The sequence below is a fragment of the Sphingomicrobium clamense genome (assembly GCF_019264355.1).
GTDB lineage: Bacteria > Pseudomonadota > Alphaproteobacteria > Sphingomonadales > Sphingomonadaceae > Sphingomicrobium > Sphingomicrobium clamense.
On the sequence record NZ_JAHVAH010000001.1, the window covers coordinates 879,017 to 894,288 of the forward strand.

The window sequence follows — 15,272 nt, forward strand, 5'->3', positions numbered from 1 at the left end:
GCTGAACGGGCCATGAAGGGGCACCGCGCCAGGCCGCAAGGGGCAGGGCGCGGTGCCGGTTCACGATCAGCCGAACGTCTTCTGCCACCAGCCGGTGCGCGGCGGGGCATCGTCGGTGTTGGCCGCGTCGGACTTTTCGGCCTCGGCGGGCTTGTCGTCCTTCTTGGCAGTCGCCTTCTTCGCCGGCGCTTTCTTGGCGGGTGCCTTTTTGGCCGCAGTCTTGCGCTTGGGTTTGTCCTCGGCCTTGGCGTCGGTGTCCGTCGCCTCTTCCTTGGGCTCTGCCTTCTTGCGGCTGCGCGTGGCCTTCTTGGGCTTTTCCTCGGCCTTGTCGTCCTCGGCCTTGGGTTCCGCCTTCTTCCGCGACGCACGCTTCTCGGGTGCGGGTTTCTCGTCCTCGGCCTTTTCGTCAGCCTTGGCGTCGGCGTCTTCGGCCTTCTTCTTGGCGGCGGGACGGCGACGGGTCTTGGGCTTCTCTTCAGCCTTGTCGTCGGAAGCCTCGGGCGCGTCGTCCTTCTTCGCCTTGGTGCGCGGCTTGCGCTTGGGCTTTTCGTCGTCCGACTTGGGCTCGTCGGCCCTGTCGTCGGACTGGTCCTCGGCGGCCTCATCCTGCTGCGGCTGGTCGCCACCGCGACGACGACGTCCACGACCACCGCGACGGCGGCGACGGCGACGGGGCTTGCGCTCCTCGTCATCCTCGGCGGTTTCGTCCTCGTCCTCTTCGTCCTCGATCGGCTCGGGCTTCTTGTCCGAAATATCGATCTGGTTCTTGGGACGGGCATTCTTGGGCGGGCGCGGGCCCTGGCTCTCGACGCTCATCTTGGCGCCTTCGAAGCTCTCGTCGATCACCACCTCGACCGAGACGCCATAGCGTTCTTCGACCTCGGCCAGTTCGGCGCGCTTCTTGTTCAACAGGAAGATGGCGGCTTCGCGACCTGCGCGCAGCACGATCTTGTTGCCCTTGCCGCGCGCAGCCTCGTCCTCGATCATGCGCAGCGCGCTGAGACCCGACGACGATGCGGTGCGCATCAGTCCGGTGCCGTCACAGTGCGGGCAGGCGTGGGTCGAGGCCTCGAGCATGCCGGTGCGCAGGCGTTGACGGCTCATTTCCATGAGCCCGAAGCCCGAAATCCGTCCGACCTGGATGCGCGCGCGATCCTTCTTGAGCGCGTCCTTCATCGCCTTCTCGACTTTGCGGACATGGCCGTTCTGTTCCATGTCGATAAAGTCGATGACGACGAGGCCCGCCATGTCGCGCAGGCGCAGCTGGCGGGCGATTTCCTTGGCCGCTTCCAGGTTAGTCTGGAAGGCGGTGTTCTCGATATTATGCTCCTTGGTGGAGCGGCCCGAGTTGATGTCGATCGAAACCAGTGCCTCAGTCGGGTTAATGACCAGATAGCCGCCCGATTTGAGCTGCACGACCGGCTGGTACATGCCCGAGAGCTGGTCTTCGATCCCGAAGCGCTGGAAGACCGGCGTCGGGTCGTCGTAAAGCTTCACGCGCTTCACGTGGCTGGGCATGAGTAGCTTCATGAAGCCGCGCGCGGCCTTGTAGCCGTCCTCGCCCTCGACCATCACCTCGTCGATTTCGCGAGAATAGAGGTCGCGGATCGCGCGTTTCACCAGGTCGCTGTCGCGATAGATGAGCGCAGGGGCGGCAGACTTGAGTGTCTTGTCGCGAATTTCGTCCCACAGGCGCGCGAGATAGTCGAAGTCGCGTTTGATCTCGGCCTTGGTGCGGGTGAGGCCCGCGGTGCGCACGATCAGGCCCATGCTGCCGGGCAGCTTGAGGTCGGCCATGATCTGCTTGAGGCGCTTGCGGTCGCTGCCGTTGGAAATCTTGCGCGAGATGCCGCCACCATGGCTGGTGTTGGGCATGAGCACGCAATAGCGGCCCGCGAGTGAGAGGTAGGTAGTGAGCGCAGCGCCTTTATTGCCACGCTCTTCCTTCACGACCTGGACGAGCAGCACCTGGCGGCGCTGGATGACGTCCTGGATCTTGTAGCGACGGCGCAGCGCCTGGCGCTTCTTGCGCACTTCGTGGACAGCACTTTCATCGACCGGCGAACGATCGCTTTCGGTGCCGACTTCCTCGGCGCCTTCGGCAGTATCCTCGGCGACGGCAGCGTCGTCTTCGTCCTTGGAGGGCGCGTCATCGTCATCCGCCGCGTCCATTTCGGCACGCAGCCGCTCTTCCTCGGCGGCATGCTCGGCCTCTTCGGCGAGCAGCGCGTCACGGTCGGACTTGGGGATCTGGTAATAGTCGGGGTGGATTTCGCTAAAGGCCAGGAAGCCATGGCGATTGCCGCCATATTCGATGAACGCCGCCTGGAGCGACGGTTCTACGCGAGTGACCTTGGCGAGGTAGATATTGCCTTTGAGCTGCTTGTGCTCAGCGGATTCGAAGTCGAACTCCTCGATCCGGTTTCCGTCGACGACTGCGACCCGGGTTTCCTCCGGGTGGCGCGCATCGATCAACATGCGCTTGGACATTGGTTTTTCTCCGGGCAGGCGGCGCGTTCAGGCGAGCCGGCCATGCCATATTTGCGATCCCGCCCGTTCCAGACGGTGCGGGGACGATTGTTGGGAAATCTGTCTTTGCTGCATGGGCCATCGCCGGTGTCCCGGCGTTAGACGCGCGCTGTACCGCTGGAGCGGGAGCGCAATGGGCGTCTTGTGGCGTCATGCAGCGTCAACCTCGTGAGTGCCCGCACCCGAATAGGCTTGGGCTAGGAGGTCCGGTTAGCACCAGTCCTTGGCCCCCGCAAGCGAATGTGAACGAGACTTGCAGGCCGCGCCGAGTGTGGCACAAGGGGCAAGATGATCAGGATTTCCGCCCTTTTGTCGATTTGCGCGTTGCTCGCCGCTTGTGGCGGAGAGGGCCGCGCGCCCGACCGGACCGACCCGCGCGAAGTGATCGAGGGCGAGGCGGGCGAAGGGGGCGTCACCATCAACCTGCGCGAAGCAGGCGGGCCGGTGCGGATCAGCGAGGCGCGCGTGCCGGGCCAGCCGATGGTGCTGATCGATCCGGGCCATGGCGGGGAGGATGGCGGCGCGGTGAGCCCCGGCGGGGTGCGCGAAAAAGACCTGACGCTGGCCTTCGCCGAAGAGCTTCGCGACCTGTTGGTCGAGCGCGGACGCGTGCGTGTGGCACTGACCCGCGACAAGGACGCGACCGTCAACCTCGAACAGCGGCCGCAGATCGCTCGCGCGATCGGCGCCGACCTGTTCGTGTCGATCCACATGGATAGCGCGCCCAATCCGGAAGCGACGGGGGTCACCATCTATTCACTGTCCGACGTCGCCTCGACCAAGGAAGCGGCTGCGCTGGCGGCGGCGGAGCGCGAACGGGTGGGGCCGGTCACGAGTGGCGGCGAAGGCGCGGTCGAACATCTGCTGACCGATCTTGCGTTGCGCGACCAGATGAGCGCGAGCGCCGCCTTCGCGCGGCGTTTCCTGCGTCGTGCCGGCGAAGGGGTGCCGCTGCGCCCCACACCGCACCAATTCGCCGATTTTGTCGTCCTGCGGGGCGCGCAGACGCCGGGCGCGCTGGTCGAGGCGGGGTATCTTACCAATGCGACCGATGCCGCGCGGCTGAGCAGCGTGGAGGGACGCCGTCCGCTCGTGCAGGCGCTGGCCGAAGCGATCGAGGCCGACTTGGCTGCACGCGGGCCGCGCTAACCGCTTTTCGAGGCGGGGCTTTGACGCTAGAGCGGTGCCAGACATGAACATGCCCACCATTCCCATGCCCGACCTGGTCGCGTTCAATAATCGCGTTCACGCGCGGCTCGACCCGTGGCGCGAGAAGCGCTGGGTGCGCTGGCTTTTCTATATCGTCGCCGTGGGCCTGATCGCGGTGGCGCTGTTGTGGGTGATCCTGAGCGCGAACCAGATGAGCGAGGAGGAAATCCTCGGCTACGAACCGGCGCTGCCAACCATGGTGCGCGGCAATGACGGCAATCCGATCGGCACCTACGCGCGCGAACGTCGCGTCAACCTCTCCTATGACGACTACCCGATCCAGGTGGTCGAAGCGTTCATCTCGGCGGAAGACAAGACCTTCTTCTCGCATGGCGGGATCGATTATCCCGCGCTCGCCAACGCCGTGTTCGAATATACGACCAAGTCGGTGACGGGCGGCGGCCGCGCGGCGGGTGGTTCGACCATTACGCAGCAGGTCGCGAAGAACCTGTCGGGTGACGACGATTATTCGCCGGTTCGCAAGGTGCGCGAAGCGGTGCTCGCTTTCCGGATCGAAGATACGCTGTCGAAGGAAGAAATCCTGGCGCTCTACCTCAACGAGATTTTCCTCGGGCGGAACGCCTACGGGGTGCAGGCGGCGAGCCGCGCCTATTTCGACAAGGATGTCGGCGAGCTCGACCTGCACGAGGTCGCCTACCTGGCGGCGATCCCCAAGGGGCCGAGCAATTACCATCCGGTGCGCAACAAGGCGCGCGCCACGGCGCGGCGCAATTACGTGCTGCGCCAGATGGAAGAGAATGGCTTCATCACGCCGCAAGAGCGCGATGCGGCGATTGCCGAGGAACTGGTCGCCATCCCGCAAGGCTCGGCGCAGCCGTTCCGCGAAATGGGCGGCTATTTCCTCGAGGAAGTGCGTCGCAAGCTGCTCGAAGATTATGGCGAGGAAGCCGGCGACGGCGAGAACAGCGTCTATGCCGGCGGGCTGTGGGTCCGCACGTCGATGGATGCCGAGATGCAGGACGCGGCGGCCGAAGCGCTGCGCGAACAGCTGGCCCGTTATGACGGGTCGCGCGGCTGGCGCGATCTCGGCATGAAGATCGACATGAGCCAGGACTGGAACAGCCAGCTGCGCATCGCCGCGGTGGGTACCGGCTTCCCCGACTGGAAGAAGGCGGTCGTGCTCGAGAAAGACGGGCAGGCGGCGCGGATCGGCTTCACCAATGGCGAGACCGCGCTGCTGCCGCGCTCGGCCGCGCTCCAGCCCCGCGCGGGCGGCGGAGGCATCGCCTTCAACAATATCGCGGTCGGCGACATCATCGTCGTCAAGGACCTGGGCAATGACGAATATGCGCTGCGTTCGATCCCGCAAGTCTCGGGCGCCTTCGTCGCGCAGCAGGTCAATACCGGCCGCGTGCTGGCGATGCAGGGCGGGTTCGACGCGATGGGCGGCGGGCTCAACCGTGCGACGCAGGCGCGGCGCCAGCCGGGTTCGGCGTTCAAGCCGATCGTCTACGTGACGGCGCTGGAAAACGGGTTCACGCCCGCCTCGGTCGTGCTCGATTCGCCCTTCTGCGTCTGGCAGGGCGCGGACCTGGGCGAAAAATGCTTCCGCAATTTCGACGGCAAATATTCGGGGCCCAAGACGCTGCGTTGGGGGGTCGAGCAGTCGCGCAACCTGATGACCGTGCGCACCGCGAGCGAGACCGGGATGGCCAAGATTACCGCCAATGCTGAGCGGATGGGCGTTGGCCAATATCCCAACTACCTCTCGATTGCGCTGGGAGCGGGGGAGACGACCCCGCTTGCGCTGACCAATGCCTACGCCATCCTCGCCAACCATGGCCGCGAGGTGAAGCCGAGCCTGATCGACTATGTGCAGGACCGCAAAGGAAAGGTCATCTTCCGCCAGGACAATCGCTGCGCGATCATGGAGAATTGCAACGCGGCCGATTATGACGGCGGCAACATGCCCCGCCCGCCCAGCCGCGCGCGCCAGATCATTGATGCGCAGGCCGCATTCCAGATGGTGCATATCATGACCGGCGTGGTCGAACGCGGGACCGCAGTGCGGCTTGCCAGCCTCGACATGCCGCTGTTCGGCAAGACCGGCACGACGAGCGGACCGACCAACGTCTGGTTCGTCGGCGGAACGCCCGAGATCGTGACCGGCACCTATATCGGCTATGACGAGAACCGGAACCTGTCGCGATCAGCACAGGGCGGGAATACGGCGGGGCCGGTGTTCATGATGTTCGCCGAAAAAGTGCTCAAGGACCGGCCCAAGGTGCCGTTCAGGGCGCCGCCCGGCATCCGCATGGTGCGGATCGATCGCCAGACGGGGACGCGCGTGTTCGGGACGTTCCCGACCAGCGAGGAGCGTCTGTCGAGCGTCATCTGGGAAGCATTCAAGCCGCAGACCGAACCGCGGCGCAGCTGGCGCGCGGTGGAGGAAGAGCCCGAGGACGATTTGCCGACTATTCCGGACAATCTCGTCACGCGCCCGGCGCCCGCGCGGCCCGCACAGCCCGCGCCTGCCGACGACGACTTCTTGCAACGACAGGGCGGCATCTACTAACGCCGCCATCGAACAGACTTTGGGAATTCGACCATGCGCGCCGAAGCGCAAGCCTTTGCCGACCAGATCAATGCCGCCACGCAGCTCTTGCGCCGTTTCCTCGACTGGGATGTCGCGCAAAAGCGGCTCGACGAGCTGAACGCCAAGGTCGAGGACCCGACCCTGTGGGACGACCCCAAGGGCGCGCAGGCGATCATGCGCGAGCGCGGGCGGCTGGAAGACGCCATGAAGGCCACGCGTAACATGGAAAAGGAACTGGCCGACACGCTCGAGCTGATGGAAATGGCCGAAATGGAAGGCGACGACGGGCTCGTCGACGATGCGGTCAAGAGCCTCGAGCAGCTGGCCGAGCGCGCCGAGCGCGACAAGGTCGCAGCGCTGCTGGCGGGCGAAGCGGATGGAAATAATGCCTATGTCGAGGTCCATGCCGGTGCCGGCGGGACCGAGAGCCAGGACTGGGCCGAGATGCTCCAGCGCATGTACACGCGCTGGGCCGAACGGCGCGGGATGAAGGTCGAGCTGGTCGACCATCATGCGGGCGAACAGGCGGGGATCAAGTCGGCGACGCTGCTGCTCAAGGGCGAGAATGCTTACGGCTATGCGAAGACCGAGAGCGGCGTGCACCGGCTTGTGCGCATTTCGCCCTATGACAGCTCGGCGCGGCGACACACGAGCTTCTCGAGCGTCTGGGTTTATCCCGAAGTCGATGACGACATCGATATCGAGATCAACGAGAGCGATCTTCGCATCGATACTTATCGCGCGTCAGGTGCGGGCGGGCAGCATATCAACACGACCGACAGCGCGGTGCGCATCACGCACATCCCGACCAACATCGTCGTCGCCTCGCAATCGCAGCGCTCGCAGCACAAGAACAAGGCCGAGGCGATGAAGCAGCTCAAAGCGCGCCTCTACGAAGCCGAGTTGCAGAAGCGCGAGGAAGAGGCGAATGCGGCCAACGCGAGCAAAACCGACATCGGTTGGGGTCACCAGATCCGCAGCTATGTGCTCCAGCCTTACCAGCAGGTGAAGGATTTGCGCACGGGCGTGATCTCGACGGCGCCCGGAGACGTGTTGGATGGCGACCTCGACAAATTCATGGCCGCGGCGCTGTCGCAGCGCGTGACGGGCGAAAAGGTCGAGGTTGCGGACGACGATGTCGAATAGGCTGATTGCCCTGACGGCGCTGGCAGCGCTTGCCGGATGCGATGCCGATCCGCGCGAGGCCAATGGCGGCTTCCCGGTGGCGGGACGCGCGGTCGCGCCGATCGTCTCGGACCGCTTTTCAACCGAAGATGCGCGTGACCGTGTCGGCGAGGCCGAGCAGGTCATGGAACTGGCGGGCATCGTGCCCGGCATGTCGGTCGCCGATATCGGTGCGGGCGAGGGCTATTATACGATCCGGCTGGCCAATGCGGTCGGGCCGGGCGGGCGCGTGCTGGCGCAGGACATTATCCCCGAGACGCGCGATGCGTTGGCGCGGCGCGTACAGCGCGAGGAATTGGAGAATGTCTCGGTGCGATTGGGCGCGTCGGCCGATCCGCGGCTTCCCCCGGCGAGCTTCGACCGCATCTTCCTCGTCCACATGTATCACGAAGTGACCGAGCCCTACGAGTTCCTGTGGAACTTGCGACAGGGCCTCAGGCAGGGCGGCGAGGTCGTGGTGGTCGATGCGGACCGGCCGATCAAGCGTCACGGCATGCCGCCCGGCCTGCTCGACTGCGAGTTTGCGGCGCTCGGCATGGAGCGCATCCGGACAGCGGAAATTGCGGGCGCGGACGCCTATTTCGCGGCGTTCCGCATTAGCCGCGAGCTTCCCGAGCCGAGCGAAATCGACGTGTGCGAGGAAGACGCTTGAACGGCGCCAGAGCCGTTGTAGGGTGAGGCCATGCGGCAATATCTAGACTTGATGCAGCGAATCCTCGACGAGGGCGCGCGGCAGGACGATCGCACTGGTGTGGGCACCTATTCGGTGTTCGGTGCGCAGATGCGGTTCGACCTCTCCAAGGGGTTTCCGCTGCTGACGACGAAGAAGCTCCACCTGCGATCGATCATCGTCGAATTGCTCTGGTTCCTGAACGGCGACACCAACGTCAAATATCTCCAGGATAACAAGGTCAGCATCTGGGACGAGTGGGCCGACGAGAATGGTGATCTGGGTCCGGTTTACGGCAAGCAGTGGCGACGCTTCGAAGGCGGAAACGGGCGCACGGTCGACCAGATCGAGGAGCTGGTGAAGCTGATCAAGGAGGATCCCGCGTCCCGCCGCCAGGTGGTGAGCGCGTGGAACCCGGCGGAGCAGCCCGACATGGCGCTGGCGCCGTGCCACTGCCTGTTCCAAACGCATGTCGCCAACGGCAGGCTGAGCCTCCAGCTATACCAGCGTTCGGCGGACCTCTTCTTGGGAGTCCCGTTCAACATCGCTTCCTATGCATTGCTGACGCACATGCTGGCGCGCGAGACCGGGCTTGAAGTCGGCGATTTTGTGTGGACCGGCGGTGACGTGCATCTCTACTCGAACCATCTCGAGCAGGCGCGCGAGCAGCTGGGACGCGAGCCGCGAGTCCTGCCGACGCTCAAGATCGAGGATCGCGGGCAGGGACTGTTCGACTATGAGCCGTCGGATTTCAGCTTTGAGGGCTATGACCCGCATCCGCACATCAAGGCGCCAGTCGCGGTCTAGGGCATCATAAAGGCGCGGTCGAACAGCTCGGGGAACTCCGTCGCAGGCATGCTCGACAAGTCGGCCGGCAAGTCAGGCTCGATCCCCTCGATTTCGTTGACGCCGGCCGCCGTGAACCGGGCACAGTTGGGCATCAGCACGTAGAGCGGCGCCGCCTTCAGCTGCACGGCATGTCCGCCATCGATATAGCCGCAGCCGGCACCGAAGGTGCGTTCCCCGACGAGGACCGCGCGGTCATTGTCGGCAAGCCAGACGGCAAAGCCTTCTGTCGCCGATGCCGACCTCCGGTCGAGCAGCAGCGAGATCGGTCCCGTCCAGAGGCCGCTCCCTTCGATCCATTCCTTCTTTGCGTTGGGCTTGAGGACCGGGCAGACTTTTTGCCCCTCCCAGATGGCGCGTCGGTCGCAGGCCGGATCGGCCAGTAGCGGCGAGCTCCGTCCAAGGTTTCCCTCGCCGAGCTTCGCAACGATATCGGCGATCCACTCGCTGCCGCCGCCATTTCCGGTCGCGTCGATCACCAGGCGCTTGGCACCGGCTTCCCTGAGTGCAGAAAGGGTTTCGTCGAAATGCGCGTTGAGCCGCTTGCGCGTCGCCAGCTGGAGCGCACGCGCGTCAAGGCCGGCCTCGGCAGCTTCGGCGCATGCCTCCTTATATTTGTTCTCTCCAAAGGCGGCGATGCGAACGATGCCGGTTTCGCCAATCGTGCCGGCGGGAAAGTCCCGGCTGGCGACAGGCTTCCAGTCGGGATGGGCGGTGTAGCTTAGATCGCTGGCTAAATTTTCGGTCTCGTACCCTGCGGAAGCGCAGTCGGTCCCGGGCGCGGTGCTGCTTTCCATCGGGAGAAGCGTAGCGGTCTCGGGGGCTTGGCCGAAGTGCATGCCAAGGTGAGGGTCGTCGAAGGCGTCCACGAAACGTCTTAGAGCGAGGAATGCCTGGATGTGACTGAAGCTGCCGTCGAGCGCTTCACCGGTCTGGCTGTCGAGTGCTTCAAGATCGAGATTGCGCTGTTCAACCTGCCAATCGAGATTGGCATAGCCTTCCGCCATCCCATCCTTGAGCCGCTCATAGTCCGCCTGCCAGGCCGCCCGATCGTAGGTGAGCAGGTCATAGCCGACTGCGGCAACGGCCAGCAGGGCGACAATCGAGAAAAGCATGCGCATTATCGACATAATACAGCAATACGCTCTTCGATCTGTTCTTGCAAGTCGTCGCGGCTGCGCAACGTTTTGTATCGGCCATGCAACCATCGGCTTCAGCACCGCGTTCAGCCGCCACAACAACGGGAGAAGTATTATGGTACGTAAGTTTTTCTCGACGATCGCCGTTGGCGGTCTGCTCGTTCTTTCGGCCTGCAATACCGTCCAGGGTGTCGGCGAAGACGTGGAGTCGGTTGGTGAAGCTGGCGAAGAAGCCATCAACTAAGCGCGCGCTTGCATAGGAGACGTCCAATGGTCCGCAAATTTATCACCAGTGTCGCCATCGGCGGGCTGATGGTGCTGTCGGCGTGTAATACCGTGAAAGGCGCCGGCCAAGACATCCAGTCGGTCGGCAAGTGCGGCGAAGACGCGATGGACGGGCACGACTGCTAGTCCGACCCAACCGAGAAACAGGGCCCTGTCGCTTCGGCGCCGGGGCCCTTTTTCTTGCTATTCATGCCCCATCAATCCGGTGGGGGAGATGATCCTTGCGTTCGCGTCACGATGACGCTGGACGACGGCCCACCCAATTGCCATGTGTCGGTCCGACGCTAGGCAGAAAAGGATTTGAACATGCTGCGCAAGACGATGACCCTGGTCCTTGTCGGTGCGACGCTCGCGGTTGCGGCCTGCAACACCGTGCGTGGCGCGGGCGAAGACCTGCAGTCGGTCGCCAACACGACCGAGGACGCGATCAACTAGTCGCTTCCAACAGCTCCACAAAGAGAAACCCCCGGCGGATCGCTCCGCCGGGGGTTTTCTTTTGGAAGGTGGCGAAGGGCCGAAGCCCCTCATCGCCTTATTCTTCGCCGGTCACTTCCTTGGCTGCGGCATCGCTGCCGTCGCCCGAGGTGATGACCTCGGCCAGCGGATCGGTGGTGGCTGCTGCCGCCGCCTTGGGATCCGCCTCAACCTCGGCGTCTTCGGCTGCCTTCACCTCTTCGGCGGTGGCGGCCATCGCTTCGGCCAGCTTCTTCTGCTGGGCACGCAGGGCAGCGTCACGCGACGAAGCGGCGATCCGCATGCGGTTCATGCCCGCACCCGTACCGGCCGGGATGAGACGACCGACGATCACGTTCTCCTTGAGACCGACCAGCGTATCGACCTTGCCCTCGACCGAGGCCTGGGTCAGCACGCGGGTCGTTTCCTGGAACGACGCTGCCGAGATGAAGCTGCGGGTCTGCAGCGACGCCTTGGTGATGCCGAGCAGGATGGGCACGCCCTTCGCCTTCTTCTTGCGCGGTGCAAGCTTGGCGTTGGCTTCGTCCATCTCGTCGCGATCGACCTGTTCGCCGGCAAGCAGCGTGGTGTCGCCGCCGTCGGTGATTTCGACCTTCTGCAGCATCTGGCGAACGATCACCTCGATGTGCTTGTCGTTAATCTTCACGCCCTGCAGTCGATAGACTTCCTGGATCTCGTTGACGAGATACTCGGCCAGCGCTTCGACGCCCATGACCTCGAGGATGTCGTGCGGATCGGGCGAACCGGCGACGATATTGTCGCCCTTCTTGACGAAGTCGCCTTCCTGCACGTCGATCACCTTGGCCTTGGGGATCAGATATTCGACCGGATCGCCACCATCCTCGGGGATGATCGCAACCTTACGCTTGGCCTTGTAGTCGCGGATGAAGGTGAACTTGCCCGAGACCTTGGCGATGACCGAATTGTCCTTGGGCTTACGCGCTTCGAACAGCTCGGCGACACGCGGCAGACCACCGGTGATGTCGCGAGTCTTGGCCGCTTCACGCGGCAGACGCGCAAGCACCGTACCGGCTTCGACCTTGGCACCGTCCTCGACCGCGATGATCGCACCCGGGACCAGGCGGTAGACGCCGGCCTCGTCGTCCTTGTCGCCCGTGAGCGTCAGACGCGCCTTGAGGTCGTCCTTTTTCGACTTGGACTGGTTCTCGGTCACCACGCGCTGCGAGATGCCCGTCGATTCGTCGGTCTGTTCGGTCAGCGTCTTGCCATCGACAAGATCCTGATACTTCACGGTACCGGCACGCTCGGTGATAACCGGGCTGAACGAGGGGTCCCATTCGGCCATGCGATCGCCGCGCGAGATGACGTGCCCGTTCTCGAAGAGCAGGTGCGCACCGTAGGGGATCTTGTGGGTCGACAGTTCGCGACCGTCCATGTCGAGGATGGCAAGCTCGCCACCGCGCGACAGCGAGAGCGTGCGGCCCTTCGCGTCGACGATCGTCGGCATGTCGCGATACTCGAGCTTGCCGTCGACCGGTGCTTCGAGGTTCGACTGCTCGTTGAGCTGCGCCGCACCACCGATGTGGAAGGTCCGCATCGTGAGCTGCGTGCCCGGTTCACCGATCGACTGGGCGGCGATGACACCGACCGCTTCACCGATGTTGACCGGCGTACCGCGCGCGAGGTCACGGCCGTAGCACTTGCCACAGACGCCCTGCTTGCTTTCGCAGATCAGCGGCGAACGGATGCGCATTGCCTGCACGCCCAGCTCGTCGATCATCTTGACCGCGGCCTCGTCGAGCAGCGTGCCCGACTTAATCGCGACCTTGTCGGTCTTGGGATCGACGATGTCCTCGGCAGTCGTCCGGCCCAGCACGCGCTCGGCGAGCGAGGCAATGACGGTACCGCCCTGGACGATGGCGCGCATTTCGAGCGCGTTGTTCGTCTTGCAGTCTTCCTCGATGACCACGCAGTCCTGCGACACGTCGACGAGACGACGGGTCAGGTAACCCGAGTTCGCCGTCTTGAGCGCGGTGTCCGCGAGACCCTTACGGGCGCCGTGGGTCGAGTTGAAGTATTCAAGGACGGTCAGGCCTTCCTTGAAGTTCGAGATGATCGGCGTTTCGATGATCTCGCCCGACGGCTTGGCCATGAGGCCACGCATGCCCGCAAGCTGCTTGATCTGGGCCTGCGAACCACGCGCACCGGAATGGGCCATCATGTAGATCGAGTTGACGGGGGCTTCGCGGCCGTCCTCGCCCTTCGGCGTGGCCTGAATTTCCGCCATCATCTCGTTCGCGACCTGGTCGCCGCAACGGCTCCAGGCGTCGATGACCTTATTGTACTTTTCCTGCTGCGTGATCAGGCCGTCCTGATACTGCTGCTCGTAGTCGGCGACCTGCGCACGGGTCTCGTCGACCAGCTTTTCCTTGGCGGCGGGGATGACCATGTCGTCCTTGCCGAAGGAGATACCCGCCTTGAAGGCGTGCTGGAAGCCGAGGCTCATGATCTGGTCGGCGAAGATGACCGTCTCTTTCTGGCCGGTATGGCGGTACACCTCGTCGATGACCTCACCGATATCCTTCTTGGTAAGAAGGCGGTTGATCGTTTCGTAGGGGACCTTGTGGCTCTTCGGGAGCTTTTCGCCCAGCAGCATGCGGCCCGGCGTGGTCTCGAAGCGGACCATCTCTTCCTTGCCGTCCTCGTTGGTCTGCGGAACGCGAGCCACGATCTTCGTGTGCAGCGTCACCGCGCCGACGTTGAGCGCCTGGTGGACTTCGGTCATGTCGGTGAAGATCGACCCTTCGCCCGGCTCGCCCTCTTTCTCCATCGTGATGTAATAGAGGCCCAGCACCATGTCCTGCGAAGGCACGATGATCGGCTTGCCGTTGGCGGGCGAGAGGATGTTGTTGGTCGACATCATCAGGACGCGCGCTTCCAGCTGCGCTTCGAGCGACAGCGGGACGTGCACGGCCATCTGGTCACCGTCGAAGTCGGCGTTGAAGGCGGCGCAGACCAGCGGGTGGAGCTGGATCGCCTTACCCTCGATCAGGACCGGTTCGAACGCCTGGATGCCGAGGCGGTGAAGCGTCGGGGCGCGGTTGAGAAGGACCGGGTGCTCGCGAATGACTTCGTCGAGGATGTCCCAGACTTCCTTGCGCTCCTTCTCGACCCACTTCTTCGCCTGCTTGAGGGTCATCGAGAGACCCTTGGCGTCGAGGCGCGAGTAGATGAACGGCTTGAACAGTTCGAGCGCCATCTTCTTGGGCAGGCCGCACTGGTGCAGCTTGAGCTCCGGACCGGTCACGATGACCGAACGACCCGAATAGTCGACGCGCTTACCGAGCAGGTTCTGACGGAAACGGCCCTGCTTGCCCTTGAGCATGTCGGACAGCGACTTGAGCGGACGCTTGTTGGCACCGGTGATGGTGCGGCCACGACGGCCATTGTCGAACAGGGCGTCGACCGATTCCTGCAGCATGCGCTTTTCGTTGCGCACGATGATGTCGGGCGCGCGCAGCTCCATGAGACGCTTCAGTCGGTTGTTACGGTTGATGACGCGGCGATACAGATCGTTGAGGTCCGAGGTCGCGAAGCGGCCACCGTCCAGCGGGACGAGCGGACGTAGGTCGGGCGGAATGACCGGCACGACGTCGAGGATCATCCACTCGGGACGGTTGCCCGAATCGATGAAGCTTTCGACGACCTTGAGGCGCTTGATGATCTTCTTGGGCTTGAGCGTCGACTTGGTGGTCTCCAGCTCTTCGAGAAGGTCTTCACGCTCGCGCTCGAGGTCGAGGTCCATCAGCAGCTGCTTGACGGCTTCCGCCCCGATGCCGGCCGAGAACGCGTCTTCGCCGAACTCGTCCTGCGCTTCCAGGAGTTCGTCTTCGGTCAGCAGCTGGTATTTTTCGAGGCTGGTGAGGCCGGGTTCGACCACCACGAAGCTCTCGAAGTAGAGCACGCGCTCGAGCTGCTTGAGCTGCATGTCGAGCAGCAGGCCGATGCGCGAGGGCAGCGACTTGAGGAACCAGATGTGGGCGACAGGCGCCGCGAGCTCGATATGGCCCATCCGCTCGCGGCGGACCTTCGAGACGGTGACTTCGACACCGCACTTTTCGCAGACGATGCCCTTATATTTCATGCGCTTATACTTGCCGCACAGGCACTCATAGTCCTTGATCGGACCGAAGATGCGAGCACAGAAGAGGCCGTCGCGTTCGGGCTTGAACGTCCGGTAGTTGATCGTTTCCGGCTTCTTGATTTCGCCGAACGACCACGAACGGATGCGGTCCGGCGAGGCGATGCCGATCTTGATCTGGTCGAACGTCTCCGGCTTGGCGACGGGATTGTTGAAGTTGGTCAGCTCGTTCATTCTTTAGCGTCCTTTCGTCCCCGGGCGCGGTGGCCCGGGGAG

Annotated in this window: 11 protein-coding genes; 8 read left to right on the forward strand and 3 right to left on the reverse strand. The window is 63.8% G+C overall.

Going from position 1 to position 15,272, the window contains the following annotated elements; translation table 11 throughout:
* Window positions 1-66: 66 nt before the first annotated feature.
* Window positions 67-2,490 carry an Rne/Rng family ribonuclease gene (locus KTQ36_RS04380; protein WP_218632517.1) on the reverse strand — a complete coding sequence of 808 codons (2,424 nt, stop codon included), beginning with the start codon at window positions 2,488-2,490 and terminating at the stop codon, window positions 67-69.
* A 327-nt stretch (window positions 2,491-2,817) separates the two neighbouring features.
* On the opposite strand from KTQ36_RS04380, the gene KTQ36_RS04385 reads away from it, so the two are divergent.
* From KTQ36_RS04385 to KTQ36_RS04405, 5 genes are read left to right on the forward strand one after another with little or no spacing between them, the layout of a single operon-like run.
* Window positions 2,818-3,678, forward strand: a complete 861-nt coding sequence (locus KTQ36_RS04385) for an N-acetylmuramoyl-L-alanine amidase family protein (protein ID WP_218632518.1) — start codon at window positions 2,818-2,820, stop codon at window positions 3,676-3,678.
* A 43-nt stretch (window positions 3,679-3,721) separates the two neighbouring features.
* A complete protein-coding gene (locus KTQ36_RS04390; protein ID WP_255554222.1) occupies window positions 3,722-6,274 on the forward strand; it encodes a penicillin-binding protein 1A in 2,553 nt (850 codons plus the stop codon).
* 33 nt (window positions 6,275-6,307) lie between these two features.
* Window positions 6,308-7,441: a peptide chain release factor 2 gene (prfB, locus tag KTQ36_RS04395; RefSeq protein ID WP_218632519.1), complete on the forward strand. Its 1,134-nt coding sequence runs from the start codon at window positions 6,308-6,310 to the stop codon at window positions 7,439-7,441.
* A complete protein-coding gene (locus KTQ36_RS04400; RefSeq protein WP_218632520.1) occupies window positions 7,431-8,132 on the forward strand; it encodes a class I SAM-dependent methyltransferase in 702 nt (233 codons plus the stop codon). The genes prfB and KTQ36_RS04400 overlap by 11 nt, the downstream gene beginning before the upstream one ends.
* Before the next feature lie 30 nt (window positions 8,133-8,162).
* Entirely contained in the window at window positions 8,163-8,957 is a 795-nt protein-coding gene (locus tag KTQ36_RS04405; RefSeq protein ID WP_218632521.1) for a thymidylate synthase, read from the forward strand.
* Here KTQ36_RS04405 and KTQ36_RS04410 read toward each other — a convergent pair.
* Window positions 8,954-10,111 (reverse strand): S41 family peptidase, encoded by a 1,158-nt coding sequence (locus tag KTQ36_RS04410; RefSeq protein ID WP_218632522.1) that lies wholly within the window; start codon window positions 10,109-10,111, stop codon window positions 8,954-8,956. The two genes, KTQ36_RS04405 and KTQ36_RS04410, sit on opposite strands and share 4 nt — an antisense overlap.
* On the opposite strand from KTQ36_RS04410, the gene KTQ36_RS11485 reads away from it, so the two are divergent.
* The 3 genes from KTQ36_RS11485 to KTQ36_RS11330 all read left to right on the forward strand — a co-directional run bounded on the left by KTQ36_RS11485 (window position 10,110) and on the right by KTQ36_RS11330 (window position 10,855).
* Window positions 10,110-10,379 (forward strand): entericidin A/B family lipoprotein, encoded by a 270-nt coding sequence (locus tag KTQ36_RS11485; RefSeq protein WP_345777662.1) that lies wholly within the window; start codon window positions 10,110-10,112, stop codon window positions 10,377-10,379. The genes KTQ36_RS04410 and KTQ36_RS11485 overlap by 2 nt on opposite strands.
* A gap of 26 nt (window positions 10,380-10,405) precedes the next feature.
* Window positions 10,406-10,546, forward strand: coding sequence for an entericidin A/B family lipoprotein (locus KTQ36_RS04420; RefSeq protein ID WP_218632523.1), 141 nt, complete (start codon window positions 10,406-10,408; stop codon window positions 10,544-10,546).
* A gap of 180 nt (window positions 10,547-10,726) precedes the next feature.
* Complete coding sequence (locus KTQ36_RS11330) at window positions 10,727-10,855, forward strand: hypothetical protein (RefSeq protein WP_255554224.1); 129 nt, start codon at window positions 10,727-10,729, stop codon at window positions 10,853-10,855.
* Between the two features lie 97 nt (window positions 10,856-10,952).
* Here the strand turns inward: KTQ36_RS11330 and rpoC are convergent, their stop codons facing one another.
* A complete protein-coding gene (gene rpoC, locus KTQ36_RS04425) occupies window positions 10,953-15,230 on the reverse strand; it encodes a DNA-directed RNA polymerase subunit beta' (protein WP_218632524.1) in 4,278 nt (1,425 codons plus the stop codon).
* Window positions 15,231-15,272 lie beyond the last annotated feature (42 nt).

Excerpts from the sequence above, each read along its gene's own strand:
- KTQ36_RS04380 (WP_218632517.1), bottom strand. The coding sequence starts at position 2,490 with ATGTCCAAGCGCATGTTGATCGATGCGCGCCACCCGGAGGAAACCCGG.
- KTQ36_RS04385 (WP_218632518.1), top strand. The coding sequence starts at position 2,818 with ATGATCAGGATTTCCGCCCTTTTGTCGATTTGCGCGTTGCTCGCCGCT.
- KTQ36_RS04390 (WP_255554222.1), top strand. The coding sequence starts at position 3,722 with ATGAACATGCCCACCATTCCCATGCCCGACCTGGTCGCGTTCAATAAT.
- prfB (WP_218632519.1), top strand. The coding sequence starts at position 6,308 with ATGCGCGCCGAAGCGCAAGCCTTTGCCGACCAGATCAATGCCGCCACG.
- KTQ36_RS04400 (WP_218632520.1), top strand. The coding sequence starts at position 7,431 with ATGTCGAATAGGCTGATTGCCCTGACGGCGCTGGCAGCGCTTGCCGGA.
- KTQ36_RS04405 (WP_218632521.1), top strand. The coding sequence starts at position 8,163 with ATGCGGCAATATCTAGACTTGATGCAGCGAATCCTCGACGAGGGCGCG.
- KTQ36_RS11485 (WP_345777662.1), top strand. The coding sequence starts at position 10,110 with ATGCGCATTATCGACATAATACAGCAATACGCTCTTCGATCTGTTCTT.
- KTQ36_RS04410 (WP_218632522.1), bottom strand. The coding sequence starts at position 10,111 with ATGCTTTTCTCGATTGTCGCCCTGCTGGCCGTTGCCGCAGTCGGCTAT.
- KTQ36_RS04420 (WP_218632523.1), top strand. The coding sequence starts at position 10,406 with ATGGTCCGCAAATTTATCACCAGTGTCGCCATCGGCGGGCTGATGGTG.
- KTQ36_RS11330 (WP_255554224.1), top strand. The coding sequence starts at position 10,727 with ATGCTGCGCAAGACGATGACCCTGGTCCTTGTCGGTGCGACGCTCGCG.
- rpoC (WP_218632524.1), bottom strand. The coding sequence starts at position 15,230 with ATGAACGAGCTGACCAACTTCAACAATCCCGTCGCCAAGCCGGAGACG.